Origin of the sequence: Metabacillus sp. FJAT-52054, assembly GCF_037201815.1 — a bacterium.
GTDB lineage: Bacteria > Bacillota > Bacilli > Bacillales > Bacillaceae > Metabacillus_B > Metabacillus_B sediminis.
Window position 1 is genome coordinate 151407 of the sequence record NZ_CP147407.1, and the last position, 23681, is coordinate 175087.

Here is a 23681-nt window from a genome sequence, read left to right on the forward strand (position 1 = left end):
GCAAAATGAGTGAACGCAATCAACGTAAGGTTTACACTGGCCGTGTTGTGTCCGACAAAATGGATAAAACAATCACTGTACTGGTTGAGACTTACAAAACTCATTCTCTATACGGCAAACGCGTAAAGTACTCTAAGAAGTTCAAAGCGCATGACGAAGAAAACCAAGCTAAAATTGGCGATATCGTAAGAATCATGGAAACTCGTCCGCAATCTGCGACAAAACGTTTCCGTCTTGTAGAAATCGTTGAAGAAGCTGTTATTATCTAATAAATGTTCGGATAGTTAATTCCGAAGGGAGGTAACGTGAATGATTCAACAAGAATCTCGCTTAAAAGTTGCTGACAACTCTGGTGCTCGTGAAGTACTGACAATTAAAGTCCTTGGCGGATCCGGACGTAAGACAGCTAACATTGGTGATGTAATCGTGTGTACGGTTAAACAAGCAACACCAGGAGGCGTTGTTAAAAAAGGAGACGTAGTTAAGGCTGTTATCGTTCGTACTAAGAGCGGTGCACGCCGTACTGACGGTTCTTACATTCGTTTCGACGAAAATGCTTGTGTAATCATCCGTGATGACAAAAGCCCGCGCGGTACGCGTATTTTCGGACCTGTTGCTCGTGAGCTTCGCGAAAACAACTTCATGAAGATTGTTTCTCTAGCTCCAGAAGTTCTTTAATTAAATTTGATTGCCTTAATAAGGAGGTGCGGACAAGATGCATGTAAAAAAAGGTGATAATGTAATGGTTATCTCTGGTAAGGATAAAGGCAAGCAAGGTAAAGTGCTTGAAGCTTACCCTAAGAAAGACCGTGTGCTAGTTGAAGGTGTGAATGTTGTAAAAAAACACTCTAAACCAACACAAACAAACACTCAAGGCGGAATCGTGAGCCAAGAGGCGCCAATCCATGTATCCAACGTAATGCTGATCGACCCTAAAAGCGGCGAGCCAACTCGTATCGGTTATAAATTGGTTGACGGCAAGAAAGTACGTGTTGCAAAAAAATCTGGTGAATCTCTAGATAAATAGTAACTAAGGAAGGGAGGTCTATCATATGAACCGCCTTAAAGAAAAATTTGTAAAAGAAACAACTCCAGCTCTAATGAGCAAGTTTAATTATAAATCCGTAATGGAAGTACCTAAACTTGAAAAAATCGTCATCAATATGGGTGTGGGTGATGCAGTAGCTAACTCAAAGTCTCTTGACAACGCTGTTGAAGAGCTAACTGCGATCGCTGGTCAAAAGCCAGTTATCACTCGCGCAAAGAAATCAATCGCCGGTTTCCGTCTACGTGAAGGTATGCCGATCGGTGCGAAAGTAACTCTTCGCGGCGAGCGCATGTACGAATTCCTAGACAAATTGGTATCTGTTTCTTTACCACGTGTACGTGACTTCCGTGGAATTTCAAAAAAAGCATTCGACGGACGCGGTAACTACACTCTAGGTGTTAAAGAACAATTGATCTTCCCTGAGATTGATTATGATCAAGTTACTAAGGTTCGCGGTATGGATATCGTTATTGTTACAACTGCTAAAACAGACGAAGAAGCTCGTGAACTACTTACTCAGTTTGGAATGCCATTCCAAAAATAATCGTAAAGGGAGGCGAAATCGTGGCAAAAAAATCTATGATCGCGAAACAAAAACGCTCTCCAAAGTTTAATGTTCAAGCATATACTCGATGCGAACGCTGCGGACGTCCACATTCTGTGATTCGCAAATTTAAACTTTGCCGTATTTGTTTCCGTGAACTTGCTTATAAAGGTCAAATTCCTGGCGTTAAGAAAGCTAGCTGGTAATACCCCATAACGGGAAGGAGGTTATTTAACAATGGTTATGACAGATCCGATTGCAGATTTGCTTACTCGCATCCGTAATGCGAATATGGTACGTCATGAGAAGCTGGAAGTTCCTGCTTCTAAAATCAAAAAAGAGATTGCTGAAATCTTGAAACGTGAAGGTTTTGTCCGTGACGTTGAATACGTTGAAGACAACAAACAAGGTGTTATCCGCATCTTCCTTAAATACGGTACAAACAACGAGCGTGTTATTACTGGTCTTAAACGCATCAGTAAACCTGGTCTTCGTGTTTATGCGAAAGCTACTGAAGTACCTCGTGTACTTAATGGCCTGGGAATCGCTATCATCTCAACTTCTCAAGGTGTCATCACTGACAAAGAAGCTCGCGCTAAACAAGCCGGCGGAGAAGTATTAGCATACGTTTGGTAAAAAGTTAAAAAGAATGGAGGTGTAAATTATGTCTCGTGTCGGTAAAAAACTGCTTGAGATTCCATCTGATGTTACAATCAAAATGAACGAGAACACGGTTACGGTTAAAGGTCCTAAAGGTGAATTGACTCGTACTTTTCACCCGGACATTACGATTTCCATTGAGGAAAACATTCTAACTGTATCACGTCCTTCCGATCATAAAGACCACCGTGCACTTCACGGTACAACTCGCAGCATTATTGGAAACATGGTTGAAGGTGTTTCTAAAGGCTTCGAAAAAGGATTAGAACTAGTTGGTGTAGGTTACCGTGCTTCTAAATCCGGAAACAAACTGATTCTAAACGTTGGTTACTCTCACCCTGTTGAGATCACACCAGAGCAAGGAATCGAAATTGAAGTACCTTCTCAAACGAAAATTATCGTTAAAGGTACTGACAAAGAGCGCGTTGGAGCAATTGCTTCCAACATCCGTGCGACTCGCCCGCCTGAGCCTTATAAAGGTAAAGGAGTTCGCTATGAAGGTGAATTTGTACGCCGTAAAGAAGGTAAAACTGCGAAGTAATGCCGCTTAATGGCTAAGAAAGGAGTGACCCTGATGATCACAAAAGCTAGCAAAAATTCTGTGCGTAAAAGAAGACATGCTCGTGTACGTGCGAAACTTTTCGGAACTGCTGAAAGACCTCGTCTAAACGTGTTCCGTTCTAATAAACACATTTATGCTCAACTGATCGACGATACAAACGGTGTAACAATCGTTAGTGCTTCTTCCATGGAGAAAGATTTAAATCTTGATTCTACTGCAAACCTTGAAGCAGCTCAAAAAGTTGGAGAGCTTGTTGCAAAACGTGCTGTTGATAAAGGTCATAAATCAATCGTATTTGATCGTGGAGGATACCTATACCATGGTCGTATCAAAGCTCTTGCTGACGCTGCCCGCGAAGCTGGACTTGAATTTTAATAGGAAAAGGAGGGAAACACAGTATGCGTCGTAATGACTCAGTTAAATCAGAGTTTGAAGAACGTGTAGTTACCGTTAACCGCGTTGCTAAGGTTGTTAAAGGTGGTCGTCGCTTCCGTTTTGCTGCACTTGTTGTTGTAGGCGACAAGAATGGCCGAGTTGGATTCGGTACAGGTAAAGCGCAAGAGGTGCCAGAAGCAATCCGTAAAGCAATCGAAGATGCGAAAAAGAATCTTGTAACAGTACCTATGGTTGGTACAACAATTCCACACGAAGTGATCGGACGATTCGGTGCTGGAAACATTCTTCTGAAGCCAGCTTCAGAAGGTACCGGAGTAATCGCCGGCGGACCAGTACGTGCGGTGCTTGAACTTGCAGGTGTAGGTGACATCCTATCTAAATCCCTTGGTTCAAACACACCAATCAACATGGTTCGTGCAACACTTGAAGGCTTAAAGCAGCTTAAGAAAGCAGAACAAGTTGCTAAGCTTCGTGGAAAATCCGTAGAAGAACTGTTAGGATAAGGGGGGAAAGATAATGGCAAACAAATTAGCGATCACCCTTACTCGCAGTGTAATCGGCCGTCCGGAAACTCAGCGTGTAACAGTTAAAACACTTGGTTTGCGCAAAATGCACCAAACTGTGGTACACGAAGACAACGCTGCTATTCGCGGTATGATTAATAAAGTATCTCACTTGGTTAAAGTAGAAGAACAATAATTATTTTTGTTCTATAAATAAGGAGGTGTCCTGATGAAACTTCATGAATTAAAACCAGCAGAAGGATCCCGTCGCGAACGTAACCGTTTGGGCCGTGGTATCGGTTCTGGTAACGGTAAAACGGCTGGTAAAGGTCATAAAGGTCAAAATGCTCGTTCTGGCGGAGGTGTTCGTCCTGGATTCGAGGGTGGTCAAACTCCATTATTCAGACGTTTGCCTAAACGCGGATTCACAAACATCAACCGTAAAGAATACGCAGTTGTTAACCTTGAAAGGCTGAACCGTTTCGAAGAAGGTACAGAAGTAACTCCTGAACTTCTTCTTGAAACTGGCGTGCTTAGCAGCACAAAAGCTGGCGTTAAGATTCTTGGCGAAGGAAAAATCGAGAAGAAACTCACTGTTAAAGCGAACAAATTCTCGTCTTCCGCTAAAGAAGCAATCGAAGCTGCCGGCGGTACAGCTGAGGTGATCTAATGTTCAAAACAATCTCCAATTTCATGCGCGTGGGTGACATAAGAAATAAAATTATTTTCACTCTTTTAATGCTTATTGTATTTCGTATCGGAACATTCATTCCTGTGCCTGGCGTAGATACTAAAGGCCTGGCTGCAATGGATCAGCAAATGAGCGTTTTCGGAGTAATGAACACTTTTGGCGGGGGAGCACTGTTTAACTACTCCATTCTTGCAATGGGTATTATGCCGTACATCACCGCCTCCATTATTGTTCAGCTGCTTCAAATGGACGTTGTACCGAAGTTTACGGAATGGTCTAAGCAGGGTGAGGTTGGCAGACGTAAATTGGCTCAATTTACGAGATATTTCACGATTGTTCTTGGGTTTATTCAAGCAATTGGGATGTCCATCGGGTTTAACAACCTGAGCGGCGGTCAATTGATTCAAAACCCTAGTGTTACTACCTATCTTCTGATTGCAGTAGTCCTTACAGCAGGAACTGCTTTCTTAATGTGGTTAGGAGAGCAGATTACGGCTAAAGGTGTTGGGAATGGTATTTCCATCATTATCTTTGCCGGTATCGTTGCGGCGATCCCTACTACTCTTAACCAAATTTATGCTCAGTTGTTTACTGATGCGGGAGATCAGCTGTTCTTGCGGATTGTGATTGTTATTCTGCTCGCTATTGCTGTTCTTGCTATTATTGTAGGAACAATATATGTGCAGCAGGCACTTCGCAAAATTCCGATTCAATACGCTAAAAGGGTATCAGGTTCAGGTCCGCAGGCGGGCGGTCAATCCACTCACTTGCCGCTGAAAGTGAACCCGGCTGGTGTAATTCCTGTAATCTTCGCGGTTTCATTCTTGATTACACCGCCGACGATTGCTAATTTCTTCGGTAAAAACGATGTGACCAATTGGATTACCACCAATCTCACAACGACTCATCCGATTGGAGCTTCCATCTATGTTGCTTTAATTATTGCCTTTACGTATTTCTATGCGTTCGTTCAGGTTAATCCTGAGCAAATGGCTGATAACTTAAAGAAACAAGGCGGTTATGTTCCAGGGATTCGTCCAGGAAAAAGCACACAGGAATATTTAACAAAAGTTTTGTATCGTTTAACGTTTGTTGGAGCAATTTTCCTATCAATCATTGCTGTTCTTCCTACTCTATTCATCGCATTTGCAGGTCTTCCTCAATCCGCACAGATTGGCGGAACCAGCTTGCTGATCGTGATCGGAGTTGCGCTTGAAACAATGAAAGGGCTGGAAAGCCAGCTTGTAAAACGAAATTACAAAGGCTTTATTAAACAGTAAGGTAATGGGACGCAGCTGCGCCCATTCCCTTTATATAGAGACTGAGGGGGAAATCGGATGAATCTAGTATTAATGGGTCTGCCCGGTGCCGGTAAAGGAACTCAGGCAGAACAAATCACAGAGGAATATCATATCCCTCATATCTCGACTGGAGATATGTTTCGAGCGGCAATGAAGGAAGAAACTGAATTAGGACTGCAGGCTAAATCTTTTATTGATAAAGGCGAGCTTGTACCTGATGAAGTGACGATCGGTATTGTCAGAGAAAGATTGGGCAAAGATGATTGTGAAAAAGGTTTCTTGCTTGATGGTTTTCCTCGTACTGTAGCACAGGCAGAGGCGCTGGAAACGATTCTCTCTGATCTTGGTAAAAAGCTCGACCACGTTATCAACATTGATGTGGATAAGAGCATTCTTATGGAACGCTTGACTGGCCGCCGCATTTGCAAAAATTGCGGAGCTACTTACCACCTTGTCTTTAACCCTCCTGCTAAAGAAGGCGTTTGTGACAAATGTGGCGGAGAGCTGTACCAGCGGGCAGACGATAACGAAGAAACGGTTTCAAACCGCTTGGAAGTTAACGTCAAACAAAGCAAGCCGCTTCTTGATTTCTATAGTGAAAAAGGCTATGTGAGAGAGATTAACGGACAGCAGGATATCACCAAAGTTTTTGCTGATATCAAAGCCTTGCTTGGGGGCTCAGCTGAATGATCATCTGCAAGACTCCGCGTGAGATTGAAATCATGAAGGAAGCTGGCCGGATCGTTGCACTGACCCATCAGGAATTAAAGAAACATGTACAGCCCGGTATTACTACCAAAGAATTGGATAGTATTGCCGAAAAGTTTATACGCATGCATGATGCAATTCCTTCCTTCAAGGGGTATAATGGATTCCGCGGAAGCATTTGTGCTTCTGTCAACGAAGAGCTCGTTCATGGCATCCCGGGTGACCGGGTATTAAATGAAGGAGACATTATCAGCATCGATATCGGTGCAAAGTATAATGGCTATCACGGTGACTCAGCCTGGACATATCCGGTAGGCGCCATTTCCGAAGAAACGCAAAAGCTGCTGGACGTTACAGAAGAGTCTTTATATAGAGGGCTGAATGAAGCCAAGCCAGGAGATCGTCTTTCGAACATCTCCCATGCTATCCAGCTCTATGCTGAGAGCGAAGGGTTTTCAATCGTCAGAGAATATGTTGGGCACGGTGTAGGACAGGAACTTCACGAAGATCCTCAAATTCCTCACTTTGGACCGCCGGGCAAAGGCCCTAGGCTGAAACCTGGCATGGTTCTGGCAATTGAACCTATGGTCAATGCAGGAACACGATATGTTAGAACCTTGCAGGATAACTGGACTGTTGTAACAGTAGATGGTAAGATGTGTGCTCATTTCGAACATACAATTGCTATCACGGAAACCGGCTTTGAGATCCTTACAAAAGCTTAAAAGCAAATGAAGGCGATGACGCTTTAACAGACTGCAGACGGAAGCAGAACTCCGGAAGTTTGAGTCTCGTTATAGTGGCAGATGGAGACAAACGGACGTTTCATTCTCCCCAGAACACATCCACCACTTTAAGTTCTTTAATTGCGTATCTCCGGAAGTTCAGAGCAGTGTATAAAATGATATAGCGATCAGCTATATGGAATTTGCCAGCTTGGCAAATTGCTGATTTGATGAAGGGAGAACAACTTAATGGCTAAAGATGATGTAATTGAAGTTGAAGGTACCGTTCAAGAGACGCTGCCTAATGCAATGTTTAAAGTTGAACTTGAGAACGGTCATACAGTCTTGGCACATGTCTCAGGCAAGATCCGCATGCACTTCATCCGTATTTTACCTGGAGACAAAGTTACGGTAGAATTGTCCCCGTATGATTTGACACGCGGAAGAATAACGTACCGTTTCAAATAAAAGCACTCCGAACTATCAAGGAGGTTGGAAAACACATGAAGGTTAGACCGTCCGTGAAACCGATTTGCGAAAAATGTAAAGTTATTCGCAGAAAAGGAAAAGTCATGGTTATTTGTGAGAATCCAAAGCATAAACAAAAACAAGGATAAAACATAAGGAGGTGCACTGACAAATGGCTCGTATTGCTGGTGTAGATATTCCACGCGAAAAACGCGTTGTAATTTCATTAACATACATTTTCGGAATTGGCCGTACTACAGCTCAAAAAGTTCTTGCTGAAGCAGGAGTTTCTGAGGACACACGTGTACGTGATCTTACTGAAGACGAACTTGGAAAAATCCGTGATGTAATTGATAAGCTAAAAGTTGAAGGGGACCTTCGCCGTGAAATTTCCCTAAACATTAAACGTCTTATCGAAATCGGAAGCTTCCGTGGTCTTCGCCACCGTCGCGGTTTACCTGTTCGCGGACAAAACACTAAAAACAATGCTCGTACACGTAAAGGCCCACGCCGTACTGTTGCGAACAAAAAGAAATAAGGTAAAGGAGGTTAAAGCTCTATGGCTCAACGTAAAACAAACACTCGTAAACGCCGTGTGAAAAAGAATATTGAAGCTGGTATCGCGCATATCCGCTCAACTTTTAACAATACAATCGTTACGATCACTGATACTCACGGAAACGCAGTATCTTGGTCCAGCGCAGGTGCTTTAGGATTCAGAGGTTCACGTAAATCTACTCCTTTTGCTGCGCAAATGGCTGCTGAAACTGCAGCAAAAACTTCCATCGAACATGGTTTGAAAACTTTGGAAGTAACTGTTAAAGGTCCTGGTGCCGGCCGTGAAGCTGCAATTCGTGCTCTTCAAGCTGCTGGTCTAGAAGTAACTGCTATCAGAGATGTTACTCCAGTTCCTCATAATGGCTGCCGCCCGCCAAAACGTCGTCGTGTGTAAATTTTCTGTATAGATTTCGTTTCCCTGTCTATAATGGGTTATGATACAGTATATAATTAAAAGCAGAATTTCCCAATTCTGCTGTTGTGCACAATCGGGACATTACAATGGGGAATTTCGGTTAGGTTTAGCCTGCTAGATCTTTAACCGGGGTTTCGACGTTTTGAAGGAGGGTTTTATTGAATGATTGAGATTGAAAAACCAAAAATCGAAACGGTTGAAATCAGCGAAGATGCCAAATACGGTAAATTCGTCGTCGAACCACTCGAGCGCGGGTATGGTACTACTTTGGGTAACTCCTTACGTCGTATTCTATTATCCTCACTCCCTGGTGCTGCTGTAACATCGATCCAAATTGACGGTGTACTGCATGAATTTTCGACGATTGAAGGCGTCGTAGAAGATGTTACATCCATTATTTTAAACGTTAAGAAGCTTGCTCTTAAAATCTATTCAGAAGAAGAAAAAACACTTGAGATTGATATTCAAGGAGAAGGTGCTGTTACGGCAGCCGATATCACTCATGACAGCGATATTGAAATCCTAAACCCTGATCTTCATATCGCAACTTTGGCGAAAGATGCCACGCTTCGAATGAGATTGACTGCAAGAAGAGGACGCGGATACAATCCTGCTGTAGCTAACAAACGTGAAGATCAGCCGATTGGCGTTATCCCGATCGATTCTATCTATACACCAGTTGCCCGCGTATCCTATCAAGTTGAAAATACTCGTGTAGGACAAGTGGCTAACTTTGATAAGCTAACACTTGACGTCTGGACTGATGGAAGCAATGGTCCCAAAGAGGCAGTTGCCTTAGGTGCCAAAATTTTGACTGAGCATCTTAATATTTTTGTTGGCTTAACTGATGAAGCCCAAAATGCTGAGATTATGGTTGAAAAAGAAGAAGATCAAAAAGAGAAAGTATTAGAGATGACAATTGAAGAGTTGGATCTCTCCGTGCGTTCTTACAACTGTCTGAAACGTGCTGGAATCAATACAGTACAAGAACTTGCGAACAAAACAGAGGAAGATATGATGAAAGTTCGCAATCTTGGACGAAAATCTCTTGAAGAAGTTAAAGCGAAACTAGATGAACTTGGATTAGGTCTACGCAAGGACGACTGACCAATTCACTAGTCATTTGTGTGTAAAACGCACACAAAGCCTATTCAAAGGAGGGGACATCACATGCCATACAGAAAATTGGGCCGTACTAGCTCACAACGTAAAGCTATGCTTCGTGACTTGGCTACTGATCTAATTATCAACGAGCGCATCGAAACGACTGAAGCTCGTGCGAAAGAGCTGCGTTCCGTTGTTGATAAAATGATTACTCTAGGAAAACGCGGAGATCTTCATGCTCGCCGTCAAGCTGCTGCATTCGTTCGTAATGAAGTTGCTGAAATGGTAGTAGTAGGTCAAGATAAAAACGGAAAAGACAAAGAAAAAGCGAAATACGCTTTGGAAAAACTTTTCACTGATATCGCAGGCCGTTATGGAGAGCGCCAAGGCGGATACACTCGTATCATGAAACTTGGACCTCGTCGCGGAGACGGAGCTCCAATGGTTATCATTGAGCTTGTGTAAGTAATGTAAAGAGGGCGGGACAGCTTTAATAGCTGATTTGCCCTTTTTTACGATGAAGACCGGCACCATTTGGTTTTCATAGGCGGATAGACAATGGAAACGTTGTAAGGAGCCGAATACGACTGAGAACATGGCGGGCAGATTCTGTCCGCCTATCCCAGTTAGTAGTGTTTTTTTTTTTTTATTTTCAGAGAAGTTTTGATTGTGAGAGGAGAAGACCAGGCTATGCGCAAGGAAATTGCTAGAGTAGAGAATGTAACCTTTTCCTATCCTGATCGCGAAAAACCTGCTTTAGATGAGGTGTCCTTAAACATCTATGAAGGTGAATGGCTGGCAATTGTCGGTCATAATGGATCTGGAAAATCGACTCTTGCCCGGATATTGAATGGACTTTTGCTGCCGTCCAAAGGGAAAGTGAAGATTGCAGGTACTGAACTTTCAGAGGAGACTATCTGGGATGTACGCAAGAAGGTCGGGATGGTGTTTCAAAACCCCGATAATCAATTTGTTGGAACCACCGTTAAGGATGATGTGGCTTTTGGTCTGGAAAACAACGGAATCCCCCGTGGAGAAATGATAGAACGGGTGGATTGGGCGACAAAGCAAGTTAAGATGGATGCTTTTCTCGATCAAGAGCCGCACCATCTGTCAGGCGGTCAGAAACAGCGTGTTGCCATCGCTGGTGTGCTGGCCGTTAAGCCTCAAATTATGATATTGGATGAAGCTACATCCATGCTCGATCCGGCAGGGCGTCAAGATGTGATGGACACCGTACGCCTCTTAAATGATCAAGGGGCTGTTACAGTCATCTCCATTACGCACGATCTTGAAGAGGCTTCAAAGGCTGACCGGATCATCGTTATGAATAAGGGGAAGAAGCTTAAAGAGGGGAAACCGGAGATTATTTTTTCAATGGGGGAAGAGCTCTCGAGAATCGGTCTCGATCTTCCGTTCCCTTACAAGCTGAGTATGGAAATGCGCAAAGCAGGCATTCCGCTTCAGCATAATCACTTAACTGAACAAGGATTGGTGGATGAGCTATGGACATTACAGCAAAAGGCCTAGAGCATACGTACAATCCGAGGACCCCTTTTGAAAAACGTGCGATTTATAACATGGATCTTCATATAAAATCTGGGTCCTACACGGCAATTATAGGTCACACCGGATCAGGCAAGTCAACACTCCTTCAGCATTTAAATGGATTGCTGAAGCCAACAGCCGGCTCTATTTCAATCGGGGATCGAATGATAAAGGCAAAAGAGAAAGCGAAGCATTTAAAATCGGTCCGGAAAAAGGTTGGCATTGTGTTTCAGTTTCCTGAGCATCAGCTCTTTGAAGAAACGGTCGAAAAAGACATTATGTTCGGACCAATGAATTTCGGCGTTTCGGAAGAGGCTGCAAGAGAGAGAGCCAGAGAGGTGATCAGAATGGTTGGTTTGCCTTCCGAGGTACTTGACCGGTCTCCTTTCGATTTAAGCGGAGGACAAATGAGAAGAGTGGCGATTGCAGGTGTACTTGCAATGGATCCCGAAGTCATTGTCCTGGACGAGCCTACAGCAGGTCTTGACCCTAAGGGCCGACATGATATTATGGAGCTTTTCTATCAGCTTCATCGTGAAAAGGGACTGACAACGATCTTGGTGACTCACAGCATGGAGGATGCCGCCAGATATGCAGAGGAGCTCATCGTACTTCATCAAGGGACGATTCAGCTGAAAGGGACACCTCAAGAGGTATTTTCGTCATCCGTTAAAATAACGGAAGCAGGACTCAGGCTGCCTGAAACCGTGCAGTTTAAATACGCACTGGAATCTAAGCTCGGAATCCGAATCGAAGAAACACCGCTTACGATTCAGGAGACAGTTCAGGCTCTCCGGTCTCTCTACGTAAAGGAGGGAGACAATTGAACAGCATGATTATAGGAAAATATGTGCCTGGTCATTCCTTTGTGCACAAGCTCGATCCCAGATCCAAGCTCCTGCTTGTCTTTTTATTCGTCTTTATTGTGTTTCTTGCAAACAATGCCGTTACGTATGCTATTTTAGGTTTGTTTACGATCCTGGTTGTTTCCCTTACCAAGCTGCCGCCAAGATTTCTTGCTGCAGGCTTGAAGCCGATTTTATGGATTATCCTGTTCACCTTTATTCTGCATATTTTGGTTACAAAACAGGGTCCTGTCCTTTTCCAATTTTCATTTGTTTCGATTCATGAGGAAGGACTGCGGCAGGGGATTTTCATCTCGCTTCGTTTTCTTTACTTGATTTTAATTACGACGCTGCTCACACTTACGACTACTCCGATTGAAGTAACAGATGGGATGGAGAATCTTCTCCATCCATTCAAAAAGCTTGGGCTTCCTATCCATGAGCTTGCATTAATGATGTCAATCGCTCTCCGGTTTATTCCAACGCTGACAGATGAAACCGACAAAATTATGAAGGCGCAAATGGCAAGAGGGGTGGACTTTTCCTCAGGACCGCTGACAAAGCGCATCCAGTCCATAGTCCCTTTACTGGTTCCATTGTTTATCAGCGCCTTTAAAAGAGCTGAGGAGCTTGCTACGGCGATGGAAGCGAGAGGCTATCAGGGCGGGGAAGGAAGAACGAAATACAGGCAGCTGAAATGGGACACTCAGGACTCGATGATCATGGTTCTGCTTCTGATTTTGTCCGTTCTTCTTCTGCTGTTCCGTTCGTAGGTGTCCAGGATGAGAATTAAAATGATCATTGCATATGATGGAACCGATTTTAACGGCTATCAGATTCAGCCTGATGCAAGAACCGTTCAGCAGGAGCTTGAGGTGGCTTTATCGAAGCTCCATAAAGGAGCGAATATAAAAGTATCCGCTTCCGGCAGAACCGATGCCCGGGTCCATGCAAAGGGGCAGGTCATCCATTTTGATACGCCTCTCAGCATTCCGATGGCAAAGTGGCCTAAAGCTCTTAATGCAGTGCTTGCGAAGGATGTAAGGGTGCTTGAAGCTTCTGAGGCACCCGAGAGCTTCCATGCACGCTTTGATGCATGCGGAAAAGAATACAGGTATGTAATTGACCGCTCTCGTGTTCAGGATGTATTTCTGAGAAACTATGCATATCATTATCCGTACCCATTAAACATGGAGGCGATGAAAATGGCTTCCCGGCATTTATTAGGGACACATGATTTTACTGCCTTTTGTTCAACGAAAACGGAGGTTGAGGACCGTGTACGGACCATTGAATCAATCGAGTTCACTGAAGAAGGCGATAAACTGACGATGTCGATCAGGGGCAGCGGCTTTTTGTACAACATGGTCCGTATTATTATGGGAACGCTTCTGAACGCGGGCACCGGAATGACTCAGCCGGGAGAGATTTCTGACATGATATTTTCCAGAGACCGTACGAAAACTGGAAAAACAGCGCCGGGCCATGGTTTATATTTATATAAAGTTTTCTATGACAACTAAACCAGGTGTAACATTGTCTTGACATTGCGCCATTACTGAGATAAACTATCACATGGTATGTATTTCATCCCCACGATAAAGCCCCGGAAAGCTCATCGTGTTTTGAAATAAAAATGGAACTAACGTTTATGGAAAGATATTAGGAGGGAAATTTAATGCGTACAACGTATATGGCGAAAGCTAGCGAAGTTGACCGTAAGTGGTACGTTGTAGATGCAGCTGGCAAGACACTAGGTCGTCTTTCTACTGAAGTAGCATCTATTCTTCGCGGCAAACACAAGCCGACTTTTACACCACATGTAGACACTGGAGATCACGTGATCATCATCAACGCTGAGAAAATTGAACTGACAGGTAAGAAATTGACTGATAAAATTTACTACCGTCACAGCCAATTCCCTGGCGGACTTAAATCTAGAACAGCTCTTGAAATGCGTACAAACTACGCTGAAAAAATGCTTGAGCTAGCGATCAAAGGAATGCTTCCAAAGAATTCTCTTGGCCGTCAAATCTTCAAGAAATTGCACGTTTACACGGGTGCTGAGCATCCACACCAAGCACAACAGCCTGAAGTTTACGAACTTCGCGGTTAATTAATAAGGAGGTTATCAATTTGGCACAGGTTCAATATTACGGTACTGGCCGCCGCAAGAGCTCCGTTGCTCGTGTACGCCTAATTCCAGGCGAAGGCAAGATCGTTGTTAATAAACGCGACATTAAAGACTACATCCCATTCGCAGCTCTAATCGAGGACGTAAAACAGCCGCTTAACTTAACTGAAACTGGTTCTTCTTACGACGTACTAGTTAGCGTTAACGGCGGAGGATTTGCTGGCCAAGCTGGCGCAATCCGCCACGGTATCTCTCGTGCTTTGCTTCAAGCAGACCCTGAGTTCCGTACAACTCTAAAACGCGCTGGTCTATTGACTCGTGACGCTCGTATGAAAGAGCGTAAAAAATACGGACTTAAAGGCGCACGCCGTGCACCTCAGTTCTCAAAACGTTAATTTTGCGTTTTCAAAGACTCCTATGCCATTTGGCTGGGGGTCTTTTTTATTGGAGAAAACGGAAATAATCTGTTAGGAGTAATCCTAGTCCAATAAAGGTGCTTGCGTTTAACCCTGAGTCCCGGTACATAATTTGCTTCTATCGGATGATTGAGGAAGCCCGCAGGTTTCGTTACAGTGTAAAATGAGGTGAGGGAATATGGGAGAAACGCTGGAAGCGATCCGCAAGTCAATAAGGGAGAATAAATGGACAGGCCCAACTGCAGGGCATGCAGATGGATACGTTCAAACCAACTTGGTCATTTTAAAAAAGGATCTAGCTTACGATTTCCTTTTATTTTGTCAGAGAAACGAGAAGGCCTGTCCTGTACTGGACGTCACGGACGCAGGTTCCTATGTCCCGGCCAAGAGTGCGCCGGATGCGGATCTTCGGACTGATCTGCCGAAATATAGAGTTTACCGGAATGGGGAGCTTGTGTCAGAACGTGATCATATAACAGATTTTTGGGAGGATGACTTTGTTGCTTTCCTTCTCGGCTGCAGCTTCACGTTTGAAAAAGCACTCCTTGATTATGGGGTTCCGGTCAGGCATATTGAGGAGAATGTGAATGTACCGATGTACAACACAAATCTCCCTCTGCATGAGAGCGGGATTTTCAAAGGGTCGATGGTGGTCAGCATGCGCCCGATTCCTGCGAAGGATATTGCAAAAGCAGTGCAAATTACAGCGAGATCGCCGAAGTCCCACGGTGCCCCTGTTCACATAGGGAATCCGGAGGAAATCGGTATTTCGGATATTTCTGCACCGGACTTTGGAGATGCTGTGACGGTGAGAGAAGGAGAGATTCCTGTTTTCTGGGCATGCGGAGTGACACCTCAGGCAGCGGCGATTGCCTCAAAGCCTGATCTGATGATAACTCATGCACCGGGTCATATGTTTATTACAAATCTTAAAGATACGGATGTTACGATTTAAGGAAAGGGGGCTCAAGGAAGCCTCTTTTTTTGATTTTTTCCTCTGTGGATTGCAGATACTATCTGCAAAGGGGGGTCCGTGATATGGGCACAATGGTTTTTCTTAAAGATAAACGGCGAGAGAAACAGATGAAATACGAGCGAAGCATGCTAAGGGAAGTGTCGATTAAAGAGATTAAAAAAGGGATTCATATTCATTTTGCAACGTTCTTTCATTACGGACTTTTATCAAAGTGGAGTATTGAAGAAGGCTGTGCGGATTTTGCCATTGAGGCGTTTCTGCAGGGTGCAAAATACAGCAGGTTTGGATATAGGGGAGAATCGATGACCCATGTGCAAGGGCGCTCTGGAAAAGAGGACAAGCGGCTGACTGCCGATTTTTATGATTATCTGATCAGCTGGGGATGTCCAAACGAAAGCATGGTGTGCCACGAGTCTCTGTATTTGGCTTCTGAGTGTTTTATGCAGCACTGGTGGAAGGAAGGCTTTATTAGAGGGCAGAAGCGATATAAATTGCGTCTCAATTAATCATAATCCCTCAACCTGTCCCATATATTGAACTAGATATGGCGGCAGGGGGGAACAGGTGTGAAAAAGCTTAAATGGGCGGCCTTTGCAGCGGGTTTTATACTTTTAATGCTGCTGTTTCAATTTCAATTTACGAATGATGATTCGTGGGAATCATGGAATTTGCCTTTGGCAGGGAAGGTCATTTATTTGGACCCTGGTCACGGGGGCCCGGATGGGGGAGCAGTCGGAACGAGTATGCTTGAAAAAGATGTTACCCTTGAAATGGCTAAAAGAGTAAGGGATTACTTGCAGGAGCAGGGCGCGCTTGTTCTCTTAACGAGAGAAACCGATATAGATTTATCATCGATGGGCACAAAGGGATACAGCCGCAAGAAAGCGGAGGATCTGCGCAACAGGGTGGAGATGATCAACTCCTCCTCGGCAGACATGTATTTGAGTTTGCACCTGAACGCGCTGCCTGACCGTCAATGGAGGGGTGCGCAGACTTTCTATGATGGGAAGTTCGATGAGAATGGAAAAATGGCCAAGTTCATTCAGGATGAACTGAGGAAAAATCTCGAAAATACCAATCGGAAAGCAAAACCGATTCAAGGGGTTTATCTGGTCAAATATACAAATAAGCCAGGAGCGCTTGTCGAAATTGGATTTTTATCAAACGGGGAGGAAGAAAAGCTTTTCTCCGATCCGAAATACTTAGATAAAGTAGCCGGTTCTGTCTATAAAGGAATTTTACGATATTATACCGACAAGAATGAGCCTCCTGAATAAGGGGGCTCTTCTGCTTCGGACATGTTTTTCTCAGGCATTTAATCAGATCAATCTAATTGGATATGTTATACTAATGTAAACGAATTCAAAAGGGTGAAGAGAATGCTGCAGGAAGATAAAATAAGAAAAGCCGCTGAAGAAATTGAAGAACCTTTTTTACATATACCGCTGAAAGATGTAGATGGAATTAAGGAACTGAAAATGAAGCCTGAAAAAAATCATGTCAGTTTAAAAGTTGCTATAGCCAAGATCAACACGCCTGAGCAGATGAAGCTGCAGCAGGAGCTGGTAGCTAAATTAAAGGCAGCCGGTGCAGAAACGGTAGGTCTGAGGTTTGAAGAGCTGCCGGCTGAAGTGGTTGCTTCCCTGCAGCCGAAGCAGGAATCTGCACCAGGTTTATTATCCGGAAGCGCAGAGCCGACGTTTATTGCAATCGCGAGCGGGAAAGGCGGCGTTGGGAAATCAACCGTTTCCGTCAACTTGGCCGTTGCACTCGCGCGTCTGGGTAAAAAAGTAGGACTGATTGATGCTGATATATATGGATTCAGCGTACCGGACATGATGGGGATCACAACCCGCCCCGTGCTTCGGGGCGATTCCATCATTCCGGTTGAGCGGTTCGGAGTTAAGGTGATATCCATGGGCTTTTTTGTGGAGGACAATGCGCCGGTTATCTGGAGGGGGCCGATGCTTGGCAAGATGCTGAACAACTTCTTCCAGGAAGTAGAGTGGGGCGATTTGGATTACTTGCTGCTTGACTTGCCGCCGGGTACCGGAGATGTTGCGCTGGACGTTCATTCCATGCTTCCTTCCTGCAAGGAAATCATCGTTTCCACTCCGCATCCAACAGCTGCCTTCGTTGCTGCGAGAGCGGGAGCAATGGCACTCAGAACCGATCATGAAGTAATCGGGGTAGTGGAGAATATGGCTTACTTTGAAAGCAAGGCTACGGGTGAAAAAGAATATGTATTTGGTAAAGGCGGCGGAGATAAGCTTGCAGAGGAATTAAACGTTCCGATCCTTGGCCGTATACCGCTTCGCCAGCCTGACTGGAATGAAAATGATTTTGCACCTTCTGTTTATGGAGAGGACCATCCGACAGGTAAAATATACAGGGAGATGGCTGAAAAAGTTTCAAGCCTTGTCCCTTCAGGCGTTAACTGATGAAAAGCGCCCGGGTTTATGAACCCGGGCGCTTTTCATATTACTGCTGTCCACCTGAACCGCCGCCGCTTTCACCGGAACTTCCCCCGGAAGCACCGCCCTGTTCCTGTCCGCCGGAACCGCCTGACTGCTGCCCCATTTGCTGTGCGGCTTTTAATAAAGCCTCCTGCATTTTGGATTTATATAATGGACTGGTTAACGTTTCGGTAATGACTTCCTGGATATATTTTCGGGACTCCTGGCTTTTAATGACGGTACCGATCTGTTTTTCCATCTCTGGATTCTGCAGAATCTCAATCATCATTTTTTGATAGTCCGGGTCTGTCATTAATTGTTTAATGACTTTTTCGTGCTCCTTTTGAAGACTTTGGGCAAATGCCTCGGAGAATTTAGGATCCTCAAAAATTTTAGTCCAGAATTCCATCCCTTGTTTAGAGGTAAGGGTTTTTGTGATGGTTTCAGAAACCATCTTTTGATCCATTACCAGGTTCTGCTTCATCTGATCGTCCTTTAATACTTCCTGCAAAGCGGTTTTCCCTTCGTCCGTTTTCAGTATATCGACAACCATTTTTTTCGTTTTTTCGTAATCCATTTCACTTGCGCCCTCCGCTTTAGGAGCACAGCCATTCATTCCAATAGCAAGCGCACTAATCATGAGGAGCAATATAAGTTGTTTCATGGTCTAAGGGCTCCTTTCACAAGTTCCTATTCTTAATATGAAATAAGCGGCGGTTTTTATAACTGAAAAATATTCCCTGTATAGCAATTTTTAAGGAGGCTTGGTAAAATCAAAGCAGATAAGGGGATGGGGGAAGATAGATGAAAAGCAGGGATTGGGTTAGGTTTTTCTTTTCCAGCTTGCTCGTCGGTGCGATTGCAGCGACTGCTTCAGGCTTTATATTGAACTGGGATCAGCAGGCAGGATCGTTTCAGAAATTCCAGATCGATGAAATTCTCGCGTCGTTTATATGGTTCATAGGGGTAGGACTGTTGTTCAGCATTATCAGTCAAATGGGATTCTTTGCATACTTGACGCTGCACCGGTTTGGCATGGGGATTTTCGGTTCCGTATGGAATGCGGTTCAGCTCGTATTAATTGCATTTGTCCTATTTGATTTGGTTTATTTCCGGTATCAATTCTTCGGAGACTCAGGTTCTCTCCTTCCCTATATATGGCCGGCTGCCGGTTTTTTCGCTGTATGCCTGGTTATTGCTTACTTTAAGCAAAAGGATACAAATAAAGGCGCTTTTGTTCCAGCTTTGTTCTTTATGTTTGTAGGAACCGCGGTCGAGTGGTTTCCAGCCTTAAGAGAGAATGATCAAAACTGGCTGTATTTCATGCTCATATCTTTATTATGCTGCAATGCCTATCAGCTTATGATGCTTCCGCGGTTCAGTGGATCCGCTGAGAAAAAAATGGGGCAGCGCAAAGCAGTTGAAGGATAAAAAAAGGTCTGACCCCAATAGGGTCAAACCTTTTTTTATCGGTCTAATTTCACAATCTCTGCATCTTCATTAGGCTTGTTCAGAATTAAATCCTTTAAAATATGGGAACCGAGCATACTGTAAACCGTTCCGTTTCCACCATATCCAAGCAAGTAATACTGACGGCTTTGATGGGGATGTCTTCCTATGAAAGGAAGGTTATCAAGCGATTCCCCAAAGCTTGCTCCCCAAGCATAGGCAATGTTCAGAGTGATACCAGGAAAGAGCTTTCTTAATTCATGCAGAAGGCGGTTTGCGCGGTTGGCAATCCATTCCTCGCTTTGAGGGGCTTCCGGTTTGTCCTCATCTAAGCCTCCTGCAATAATTCGGTTATCAGCGGTTGTGCGAAGATAAAGGTAAGGGCGTTTCGTCTCCCAAATCATCGCTTTATCCTCCCAGAAAGATAAATCTTCAATCGGCTCGGTTGCAATGGCATAGGAACGATTAATATCCGCTCCTATTTTTTCATCGATAGGAGGGGAGTCATATCCCGTTGCAAAAATAACATGGGAAGCGGAAAAATTTCCTTTAGAGGTATGAAGGGTTACGTGATCCTCATGTTCTTCAATCTCAATTGATTCGGTATGTTCAAACAAATGAACATTTTTTTGCTGCACGTACTCTAATATTCCGTGGATGAAACGATACGGATTCACTTCAGCATCTCCATATGTAATAAGAGCGGCGTGTTTTTTGAAAGGCATATGTTCTGCCACTTCCTCCTCCGACCAATATTCAACCGGAAATCCGTGCTTTGCTAATGCTTCATACTCTTTGCGAAGTTTCGGTACATCCTCTTTGGAGCTTGCATAGCAAATGCTTTTCCGGCGAATCAAATCTGGATCCCTTGGAAGGGTTTTAGAGACTTTATCCAGCTGCTCCACCGCATTTTGGCAAAGTTTATAAAAATGAACGGCTTTTTGCTCTCCGATTTGATCAATTAATTCATGAAGCATAATATCGTTTGAAAATTGAAGCAGGCCGGTGTTGGCCGAAGAGCTCCCTGCAGCCATCTCTCTCTTATCCAATATGGCAACATGCAGTCCTTCCTGCACCAGGGTATAGGCCGCTAATGCACCGGACATTCCTCCTCCCACAATTACAACATCATAATGCTGATCAAAATCAGTTTTTCCTTTTATGCTTTTGTCGGGATTTAATGTTGTCGGCCAAAAAAGATTTCCATTATGCAAGTCCATAAACGTTATCCTCCTGTAATCTTATTACGTTTGTACTAGTTTTACCCTGTGTATTGAGAATATTAAACAAGAAGTATCCTGCAGGATAAAAATAAAAACCCGCAGCGGGAGAGTCCCTCTGCGGGTTGTGGGGATTATTTTACTTCTTTTGATTTAGATTCCGTATTGCTGACCAGTTCATTTACAGTCACATTTTCCAGTCCTTTGCTTTTTAAGTCTCTGATGATCATTGGAATTGCGTCCTTCGTTTGTTTCGCTGAGTCTGAAGCATGCAGCAGAATGATGTCTCCTCCGCCGGTTTGAGATGTAGCATTCCGGGCAATTTTCTGAACGCCCGGGTTCGTCCAGTCGTTCGTATCGACACTGTAATGTACAACAGAAAGTCCGTACCTATCTGCAATATCGATTACTTGCTTGTTGAAATTGCCTGTTGGAGGCCGCAAGTACTGGATCTTTTTGATATTGAGCTGGTCGAATGTTTTTTGAGCGAGCATCAGGTCTCTTTTAATTTCTTCCGGTTTTAAGGAAGTGTAATTTTTATAAGCATATCCCATGCTTCCGATCTGGTGTCCGTCTTTGACCATTCTTTTAACGATGGCCGGATGCCGTTCAGCCCAGGACGCAGATACAAAGAAAGTGGCGTTTGATACCCGATTCTTTTTTAATGAATCGAGAATTGGCAAAGCCTTTTCGTCTCCCCAGCTGACGTCAAACGTAAGAGCTACTTTGTTCCCTTTGGATTCTCCTTTGTAAATCGCCTTTGGACCGGATATAGCTGAAAATACGGGGTATTGAACAACATTCTCTACATACAAAATACCCGCCGTAAATAGGGCAGCTATTGCTACGATAAATGTTTGCTTTATTTTCTTGCCCTGTATGACATAGATTCGATTCATATATGGAAGCCTCCTTGTCCTGGATGGTTCTTGTCTTATAGGTATGCATAGGAGAGGACATCCATGAATTGAAACAGATATTTAGGGAAAGATCATTCAATTGCAATAAAAATTAAAAAGAGTATTGACCGGGTTTCTGCATACGTGGTATATTTATCTGCGTCGCTGTTAACAACGACTAAATATGTTTTTAAAAAACATTTAAAGAAGTTGTTGACTGAGATGGAACATCATGTTATATTATTAAAGCCGCTAAACGAAGCGGGCAACAAAATGATCTTTGAAAACTAAACAAATCGAAGTGCCAACGTTAATTCTAGAGCAACAAACAAGAGCTAGTCAAACTACTTTTTGGAGAGTTTGATCCTGGCTCAGGACGAACGCTGGCGGCGTGCCTAATACATGCAAGTCGAGCGGACCTCTTCGGAGGTCAGCGGCGGACGGGTGAGTAACACGTGGGCAACCTGCCTGTAAGACTGGGATAACTCCGGGAAACCGGAGCTAATACCGGATAACTTTTCGAACCGCATGGTTCGGAGATAAAAGACGGTTATGCTGTCACTTACAGATGGGCCCGCGGCGCATTAGCTAGTTGGTGAGGTAATGGCTCACCAAGGCGACGATGCGTAGCCGACCTGAGAGGGTGATCGGCCACACTGGGACTGAGACACGGCCCAGACTCCTACGGGAGGCAGCAGTAGGGAATCTTCCGCAATGGACGAAAGTCTGACGGAGCAACGCCGCGTGAGTGATGAAGGTTTTCGGATCGTAAAGCTCTGTTGTTAGGGAAGAACAAGTGCGGGAGTCACTGCCCGCACCTTGACGGTACCTAACCAGAAAGCCACGGCTAACTACGTGCCAGCAGCCGCGGTAATACGTAGGTGGCAAGCGTTGTCCGGAATTATTGGGCGTAAAGCGCGCGCAGGCGGTCTTTTAAGTCTGATGTGAAAGCCCCCGGCTCAACCGGGGAGGGTCATTGGAAACTGGAGGACTTGAGTACAGAAGAGGAGAGTGGAATTCCACGTGTAGCGGTGAAATGCGTAGAGATGTGGAGGAACACCAGTGGCGAAGGCGACTCTCTGGTCTGTAACTGACGCTGAGGCGCGAAAGCGTGGGGAGCGAACAGGATTAGATACCCTGGTAGTCCACGCCGTAAACGATGAGTGCTAAGTGTTAGAGGGTTTCCGCCCTTTAGTGCTGCAGCTAACGCATTAAGCACTCCGCCTGGGGAGTACGGTCGCAAGACTGAAACTCAAAGGAATTGACGGGGGCCCGCACAAGCGGTGGAGCATGTGGTTTAATTCGAAGCAACGCGAAGAACCTTACCAGGTCTTGACATCCTCTGCCACTTCTAGAGATAGAAGGTTCCCCTTCGGGGGACAGAGTGACAGGTGGTGCATGGTTGTCGTCAGCTCGTGTCGTGAGATGTTGGGTTAAGTCCCGCAACGAGCGCAACCCTTGATCTTAGTTGCCAGCATTCAGTTGGGCACTCTAAGGTGACTGCCGGTGACAAACCGGAGGAAGGTGGGGATGACGTCAAATCATCATGCCCCTTATGACCTGGGCTACACACGTGCTACAATGGATGGTACAAAGGGCTGCAAAACCGCGAGGTTAAGCGAATCCCATAAAACCATTCTCAGTTCGGATTGCAGGCTGCAACTCGCCTGCATGAAGCCGGAATCGCTAGTAATCGCGGATCAGCATGCCGCGGTGAATACGTTCCCGGGCCTTGTACACACCGCCCGTCACACCACGAGAGTTTGCAACACCCGAAGTCGGTGGGGTAACCCGTAAGGGAGCCAGCCGCCTAAGGTGGGGCAGATGATTGGGGTGAAGTCGTAACAAGGTAGCCGTATCGGAAGGTGCGGCTGGATCACCTCCTTTCTAAGGAAGAATTATCAGCACCCATGCGGTGCAGCAATTAACGGACGCACTTCGACTTTGTTTAGTTTTGAGAGATCATTCTCTCTATACACTTGTTCTTTGAAAACTAGATAACGATATGAATGTCAAACATTCACACGAGTAAGCAAATAACCTTACGATTTTCTT

General features: G+C 44.6%; 34 protein-coding genes and 1 rRNA gene. 32 read left to right on the forward strand and 3 right to left on the reverse strand.

Translation table 11 applies throughout. The features are described 5' to 3' along the window. Positions 1-5 precede the first annotated feature (5 nt). From rpsQ to WCV65_RS00945, 30 genes are all read left to right on the forward strand, one after another. Positions 6-269 (forward strand): 30S ribosomal protein S17, encoded by a 264-nt coding sequence (rpsQ, locus tag WCV65_RS00800; protein ID WP_035406815.1) that lies wholly within the window; start codon positions 6-8, stop codon positions 267-269. A gap of 40 nt (positions 270-309) precedes the next feature. Continuing rightward, a complete protein-coding gene (rplN, locus tag WCV65_RS00805; RefSeq protein ID WP_035406818.1) occupies positions 310-678 on the forward strand; it encodes a 50S ribosomal protein L14 in 369 nt (122 codons plus the stop codon). Positions 679-715: 37 nt separating this feature from the next. After that, a complete protein-coding gene (gene rplX / locus WCV65_RS00810) occupies positions 716-1027 on the forward strand; it encodes a 50S ribosomal protein L24 (protein WP_035406821.1) in 312 nt (103 codons plus the stop codon). 25 nt (positions 1028-1052) lie between these two features. After that, a complete protein-coding gene (gene rplE, locus WCV65_RS00815; protein WP_035406824.1) occupies positions 1053-1592 on the forward strand; it encodes a 50S ribosomal protein L5 in 540 nt (179 codons plus the stop codon). Positions 1593-1612: 20 nt separating this feature from the next. Next, the gene (locus WCV65_RS00820; protein WP_082883739.1) at positions 1613-1798 is read left to right on the forward strand and encodes a type Z 30S ribosomal protein S14; all 186 of its coding nucleotides are present in this window, start codon (positions 1613-1615) and stop codon (positions 1796-1798) included. 31 nt (positions 1799-1829) lie between these two features. Continuing rightward, positions 1830-2228: a 30S ribosomal protein S8 gene (gene rpsH / locus WCV65_RS00825; protein WP_035406827.1), complete on the forward strand. Its 399-nt coding sequence runs from the start codon at positions 1830-1832 to the stop codon at positions 2226-2228. A 28-nt stretch (positions 2229-2256) separates the two neighbouring features. Then, positions 2257-2793 (forward strand): 50S ribosomal protein L6, encoded by a 537-nt coding sequence (gene rplF / locus WCV65_RS00830; RefSeq protein ID WP_035406830.1) that lies wholly within the window; start codon positions 2257-2259, stop codon positions 2791-2793. A gap of 33 nt (positions 2794-2826) precedes the next feature. Beyond that, positions 2827-3189: a 50S ribosomal protein L18 gene (rplR, locus tag WCV65_RS00835; RefSeq protein ID WP_035406832.1), complete on the forward strand. Its 363-nt coding sequence runs from the start codon at positions 2827-2829 to the stop codon at positions 3187-3189. A gap of 23 nt (positions 3190-3212) precedes the next feature. Further along, complete coding sequence (gene rpsE, locus WCV65_RS00840) at positions 3213-3713, forward strand: 30S ribosomal protein S5 (RefSeq protein WP_035406835.1); 501 nt, start codon at positions 3213-3215, stop codon at positions 3711-3713. Positions 3714-3726: 13 nt separating this feature from the next. Beyond that, positions 3727-3909: a 50S ribosomal protein L30 gene (rpmD, locus tag WCV65_RS00845; protein ID WP_035406839.1), complete on the forward strand. Its 183-nt coding sequence runs from the start codon at positions 3727-3729 to the stop codon at positions 3907-3909. A 33-nt stretch (positions 3910-3942) separates the two neighbouring features. Next, entirely contained in the window at positions 3943-4383 is a 441-nt protein-coding gene (rplO, locus tag WCV65_RS00850) for a 50S ribosomal protein L15 (protein WP_035406842.1), read from the forward strand. Then, entirely contained in the window at positions 4383-5684 is a 1302-nt protein-coding gene (gene secY, locus WCV65_RS00855) for a preprotein translocase subunit SecY (RefSeq protein WP_035406845.1), read from the forward strand. Before rplO ends, secY begins: the two co-directional genes overlap by 1 nt. Before the next feature lie 57 nt (positions 5685-5741). Then, positions 5742-6395: an adenylate kinase gene (locus WCV65_RS00860; protein WP_035406848.1), complete on the forward strand. Its 654-nt coding sequence runs from the start codon at positions 5742-5744 to the stop codon at positions 6393-6395. After that, a complete protein-coding gene (gene map / locus WCV65_RS00865) occupies positions 6392-7138 on the forward strand; it encodes a type I methionyl aminopeptidase (protein ID WP_035406851.1) in 747 nt (248 codons plus the stop codon). The genes WCV65_RS00860 and map overlap by 4 nt, the downstream gene beginning before the upstream one ends. A 249-nt stretch (positions 7139-7387) precedes the next feature. Beyond that, positions 7388-7606, forward strand: a complete 219-nt coding sequence (gene infA / locus WCV65_RS00870) for a translation initiation factor IF-1 (protein WP_028390440.1) — start codon at positions 7388-7390, stop codon at positions 7604-7606. A gap of 35 nt (positions 7607-7641) precedes the next feature. Continuing rightward, positions 7642-7755 carry a 50S ribosomal protein L36 gene (gene rpmJ / locus WCV65_RS00875; protein WP_003156543.1) on the forward strand — a complete coding sequence of 38 codons (114 nt, stop codon included), beginning with the start codon at positions 7642-7644 and terminating at the stop codon, positions 7753-7755. Positions 7756-7778: 23 nt separating this feature from the next. Continuing rightward, a complete protein-coding gene (gene rpsM, locus WCV65_RS00880) occupies positions 7779-8144 on the forward strand; it encodes a 30S ribosomal protein S13 (protein WP_035406854.1) in 366 nt (121 codons plus the stop codon). Positions 8145-8165: 21 nt separating this feature from the next. Further along, positions 8166-8558, forward strand: a complete 393-nt coding sequence (rpsK, locus tag WCV65_RS00885) for a 30S ribosomal protein S11 (protein WP_035406857.1) — start codon at positions 8166-8168, stop codon at positions 8556-8558. A gap of 183 nt (positions 8559-8741) precedes the next feature. Beyond that, on the forward strand, positions 8742-9686 hold the full coding sequence (locus WCV65_RS00890) for a DNA-directed RNA polymerase subunit alpha (RefSeq protein WP_035406861.1): 945 nt from the start codon (positions 8742-8744) through the stop codon (positions 9684-9686). Positions 9687-9749: 63 nt separating this feature from the next. Then, on the forward strand, positions 9750-10148 hold the full coding sequence (gene rplQ / locus WCV65_RS00895; RefSeq protein WP_035406864.1) for a 50S ribosomal protein L17: 399 nt from the start codon (positions 9750-9752) through the stop codon (positions 10146-10148). 225 nt (positions 10149-10373) lie between these two features. Continuing rightward, positions 10374-11213 carry an energy-coupling factor ABC transporter ATP-binding protein gene (locus WCV65_RS00900; RefSeq protein WP_035406867.1) on the forward strand — a complete coding sequence of 280 codons (840 nt, stop codon included), beginning with the start codon at positions 10374-10376 and terminating at the stop codon, positions 11211-11213. Further along, the gene (locus WCV65_RS00905; protein ID WP_338779362.1) at positions 11189-12058 is read left to right on the forward strand and encodes an energy-coupling factor ABC transporter ATP-binding protein; all 870 of its coding nucleotides are present in this window, start codon (positions 11189-11191) and stop codon (positions 12056-12058) included. The genes WCV65_RS00900 and WCV65_RS00905 overlap by 25 nt, the downstream gene beginning before the upstream one ends. Positions 12059-12063: 5 nt before the next feature. Next, positions 12064-12849 carry an energy-coupling factor transporter transmembrane protein EcfT gene (locus tag WCV65_RS00910; protein WP_035406936.1) on the forward strand — a complete coding sequence of 262 codons (786 nt, stop codon included), beginning with the start codon at positions 12064-12066 and terminating at the stop codon, positions 12847-12849. Positions 12850-12858: 9 nt separating this feature from the next. After that, a complete protein-coding gene (truA, locus tag WCV65_RS00915) occupies positions 12859-13599 on the forward strand; it encodes a tRNA pseudouridine(38-40) synthase TruA (RefSeq protein ID WP_338779364.1) in 741 nt (246 codons plus the stop codon). Between the two features lie 155 nt (positions 13600-13754). Then, positions 13755-14192 carry a 50S ribosomal protein L13 gene (rplM, locus tag WCV65_RS00920; protein WP_035406876.1) on the forward strand — a complete coding sequence of 146 codons (438 nt, stop codon included), beginning with the start codon at positions 13755-13757 and terminating at the stop codon, positions 14190-14192. A gap of 20 nt (positions 14193-14212) precedes the next feature. After that, entirely contained in the window at positions 14213-14605 is a 393-nt protein-coding gene (rpsI, locus tag WCV65_RS00925; protein ID WP_035406879.1) for a 30S ribosomal protein S9, read from the forward strand. Positions 14606-14804: 199 nt separating this feature from the next. After that, on the forward strand, positions 14805-15581 hold the full coding sequence (locus WCV65_RS00930) for a putative hydro-lyase (protein WP_338779366.1): 777 nt from the start codon (positions 14805-14807) through the stop codon (positions 15579-15581). 83 nt (positions 15582-15664) lie between these two features. Continuing rightward, on the forward strand, positions 15665-16108 hold the full coding sequence (locus tag WCV65_RS00935; RefSeq protein WP_035406911.1) for a DUF2521 family protein: 444 nt from the start codon (positions 15665-15667) through the stop codon (positions 16106-16108). Positions 16109-16216: 108 nt separating this feature from the next. Then, a complete protein-coding gene (gene cwlD / locus WCV65_RS00940) occupies positions 16217-16879 on the forward strand; it encodes an N-acetylmuramoyl-L-alanine amidase CwlD (protein WP_051860646.1) in 663 nt (220 codons plus the stop codon). A 102-nt stretch (positions 16880-16981) separates the two neighbouring features. Continuing rightward, positions 16982-18043 (forward strand): Mrp/NBP35 family ATP-binding protein, encoded by a 1062-nt coding sequence (locus WCV65_RS00945; protein ID WP_338779368.1) that lies wholly within the window; start codon positions 16982-16984, stop codon positions 18041-18043. A gap of 40 nt (positions 18044-18083) precedes the next feature. On the opposite strand, the gene gerD is transcribed toward WCV65_RS00945, so the two are convergent. Further along, complete coding sequence (gene gerD / locus WCV65_RS00950) at positions 18084-18722, reverse strand: spore germination lipoprotein GerD (protein WP_035406921.1); 639 nt, start codon at positions 18720-18722, stop codon at positions 18084-18086. A 140-nt stretch (positions 18723-18862) separates the two neighbouring features. On the opposite strand from gerD, the gene WCV65_RS00955 reads away from it, so the two are divergent. Then, on the forward strand, positions 18863-19489 hold the full coding sequence (locus tag WCV65_RS00955; RefSeq protein ID WP_338779371.1) for a KinB-signaling pathway activation protein: 627 nt from the start codon (positions 18863-18865) through the stop codon (positions 19487-19489). 35 nt (positions 19490-19524) lie between these two features. On the opposite strand, the gene WCV65_RS00960 is transcribed toward WCV65_RS00955, so the two are convergent. Continuing rightward, complete coding sequence (locus tag WCV65_RS00960) at positions 19525-20727, reverse strand: FAD-dependent oxidoreductase (protein WP_338779373.1); 1203 nt, start codon at positions 20725-20727, stop codon at positions 19525-19527. Between the two features lie 134 nt (positions 20728-20861). After that, positions 20862-21626, reverse strand: a complete 765-nt coding sequence (gene pdaB / locus WCV65_RS00965) for a polysaccharide deacetylase family sporulation protein PdaB (RefSeq protein ID WP_338779375.1) — start codon at positions 21624-21626, stop codon at positions 20862-20864. A 348-nt stretch (positions 21627-21974) separates the two neighbouring features. Between pdaB and WCV65_RS00970 the strand changes: the two genes are divergently transcribed. Beyond that, positions 21975-23513 (forward strand): 16S ribosomal RNA (locus tag WCV65_RS00970). Positions 23514-23681: the final 168 nt, after the last annotated feature.

What these genes read in the sequence shown, in the direction of transcription:
- rplQ (WP_035406864.1), top strand. Translation starts at nt 9,750, where the DNA reads ATGCCATACAGAAAATTGGGCCGTACTAGCTCACAACGTAAAGCTATG.
- rpsM (WP_035406854.1), top strand. Translation starts at nt 7,779, where the DNA reads ATGGCTCGTATTGCTGGTGTAGATATTCCACGCGAAAAACGCGTTGTA.
- rpmD (WP_035406839.1), top strand. Translation starts at nt 3,727, where the DNA reads ATGGCAAACAAATTAGCGATCACCCTTACTCGCAGTGTAATCGGCCGT.
- rpsK (WP_035406857.1), top strand. Translation starts at nt 8,166, where the DNA reads ATGGCTCAACGTAAAACAAACACTCGTAAACGCCGTGTGAAAAAGAAT.
- rplX (WP_035406821.1), top strand. Translation starts at nt 716, where the DNA reads ATGCATGTAAAAAAAGGTGATAATGTAATGGTTATCTCTGGTAAGGAT.
- secY (WP_035406845.1), top strand. Translation starts at nt 4,383, where the DNA reads ATGTTCAAAACAATCTCCAATTTCATGCGCGTGGGTGACATAAGAAAT.
- infA (WP_028390440.1), top strand. Translation starts at nt 7,388, where the DNA reads ATGGCTAAAGATGATGTAATTGAAGTTGAAGGTACCGTTCAAGAGACG.
- pdaB (WP_338779375.1), bottom strand. Translation starts at nt 21,626, where the DNA reads ATGAATCGAATCTATGTCATACAGGGCAAGAAAATAAAGCAAACATTT.
- WCV65_RS00955 (WP_338779371.1), top strand. Translation starts at nt 18,863, where the DNA reads ATGAAAAGCAGGGATTGGGTTAGGTTTTTCTTTTCCAGCTTGCTCGTC.
- WCV65_RS00960 (WP_338779373.1), bottom strand. Translation starts at nt 20,727, where the DNA reads ATGGACTTGCATAATGGAAATCTTTTTTGGCCGACAACATTAAATCCC.
- truA (WP_338779364.1), top strand. Translation starts at nt 12,859, where the DNA reads ATGAGAATTAAAATGATCATTGCATATGATGGAACCGATTTTAACGGC.
- rpsH (WP_035406827.1), top strand. Translation starts at nt 1,830, where the DNA reads ATGGTTATGACAGATCCGATTGCAGATTTGCTTACTCGCATCCGTAAT.
- WCV65_RS00890 (WP_035406861.1), top strand. Translation starts at nt 8,742, where the DNA reads ATGATTGAGATTGAAAAACCAAAAATCGAAACGGTTGAAATCAGCGAA.
- rpsE (WP_035406835.1), top strand. Translation starts at nt 3,213, where the DNA reads ATGCGTCGTAATGACTCAGTTAAATCAGAGTTTGAAGAACGTGTAGTT.
- rplM (WP_035406876.1), top strand. Translation starts at nt 13,755, where the DNA reads ATGCGTACAACGTATATGGCGAAAGCTAGCGAAGTTGACCGTAAGTGG.
- WCV65_RS00905 (WP_338779362.1), top strand. Translation starts at nt 11,189, where the DNA reads ATGGACATTACAGCAAAAGGCCTAGAGCATACGTACAATCCGAGGACC.
- rpsQ (WP_035406815.1), top strand. Translation starts at nt 6, where the DNA reads ATGAGTGAACGCAATCAACGTAAGGTTTACACTGGCCGTGTTGTGTCC.
- WCV65_RS00935 (WP_035406911.1), top strand. Translation starts at nt 15,665, where the DNA reads ATGGGCACAATGGTTTTTCTTAAAGATAAACGGCGAGAGAAACAGATG.
- gerD (WP_035406921.1), bottom strand. Translation starts at nt 18,722, where the DNA reads ATGAAACAACTTATATTGCTCCTCATGATTAGTGCGCTTGCTATTGGA.
- cwlD (WP_051860646.1), top strand. Translation starts at nt 16,217, where the DNA reads ATGCTGCTGTTTCAATTTCAATTTACGAATGATGATTCGTGGGAATCA.
- WCV65_RS00930 (WP_338779366.1), top strand. Translation starts at nt 14,805, where the DNA reads ATGGGAGAAACGCTGGAAGCGATCCGCAAGTCAATAAGGGAGAATAAA.
- WCV65_RS00910 (WP_035406936.1), top strand. Translation starts at nt 12,064, where the DNA reads ATGATTATAGGAAAATATGTGCCTGGTCATTCCTTTGTGCACAAGCTC.
- rpmJ (WP_003156543.1), top strand. Translation starts at nt 7,642, where the DNA reads ATGAAGGTTAGACCGTCCGTGAAACCGATTTGCGAAAAATGTAAAGTT.
- rplF (WP_035406830.1), top strand. Translation starts at nt 2,257, where the DNA reads ATGTCTCGTGTCGGTAAAAAACTGCTTGAGATTCCATCTGATGTTACA.
- WCV65_RS00945 (WP_338779368.1), top strand. Translation starts at nt 16,982, where the DNA reads ATGCTGCAGGAAGATAAAATAAGAAAAGCCGCTGAAGAAATTGAAGAA.
- map (WP_035406851.1), top strand. Translation starts at nt 6,392, where the DNA reads ATGATCATCTGCAAGACTCCGCGTGAGATTGAAATCATGAAGGAAGCT.
- rplE (WP_035406824.1), top strand. Translation starts at nt 1,053, where the DNA reads ATGAACCGCCTTAAAGAAAAATTTGTAAAAGAAACAACTCCAGCTCTA.
- WCV65_RS00860 (WP_035406848.1), top strand. Translation starts at nt 5,742, where the DNA reads ATGAATCTAGTATTAATGGGTCTGCCCGGTGCCGGTAAAGGAACTCAG.
- rplN (WP_035406818.1), top strand. Translation starts at nt 310, where the DNA reads ATGATTCAACAAGAATCTCGCTTAAAAGTTGCTGACAACTCTGGTGCT.
- rplR (WP_035406832.1), top strand. Translation starts at nt 2,827, where the DNA reads ATGATCACAAAAGCTAGCAAAAATTCTGTGCGTAAAAGAAGACATGCT.
- rplO (WP_035406842.1), top strand. Translation starts at nt 3,943, where the DNA reads ATGAAACTTCATGAATTAAAACCAGCAGAAGGATCCCGTCGCGAACGT.
- WCV65_RS00900 (WP_035406867.1), top strand. Translation starts at nt 10,374, where the DNA reads ATGCGCAAGGAAATTGCTAGAGTAGAGAATGTAACCTTTTCCTATCCT.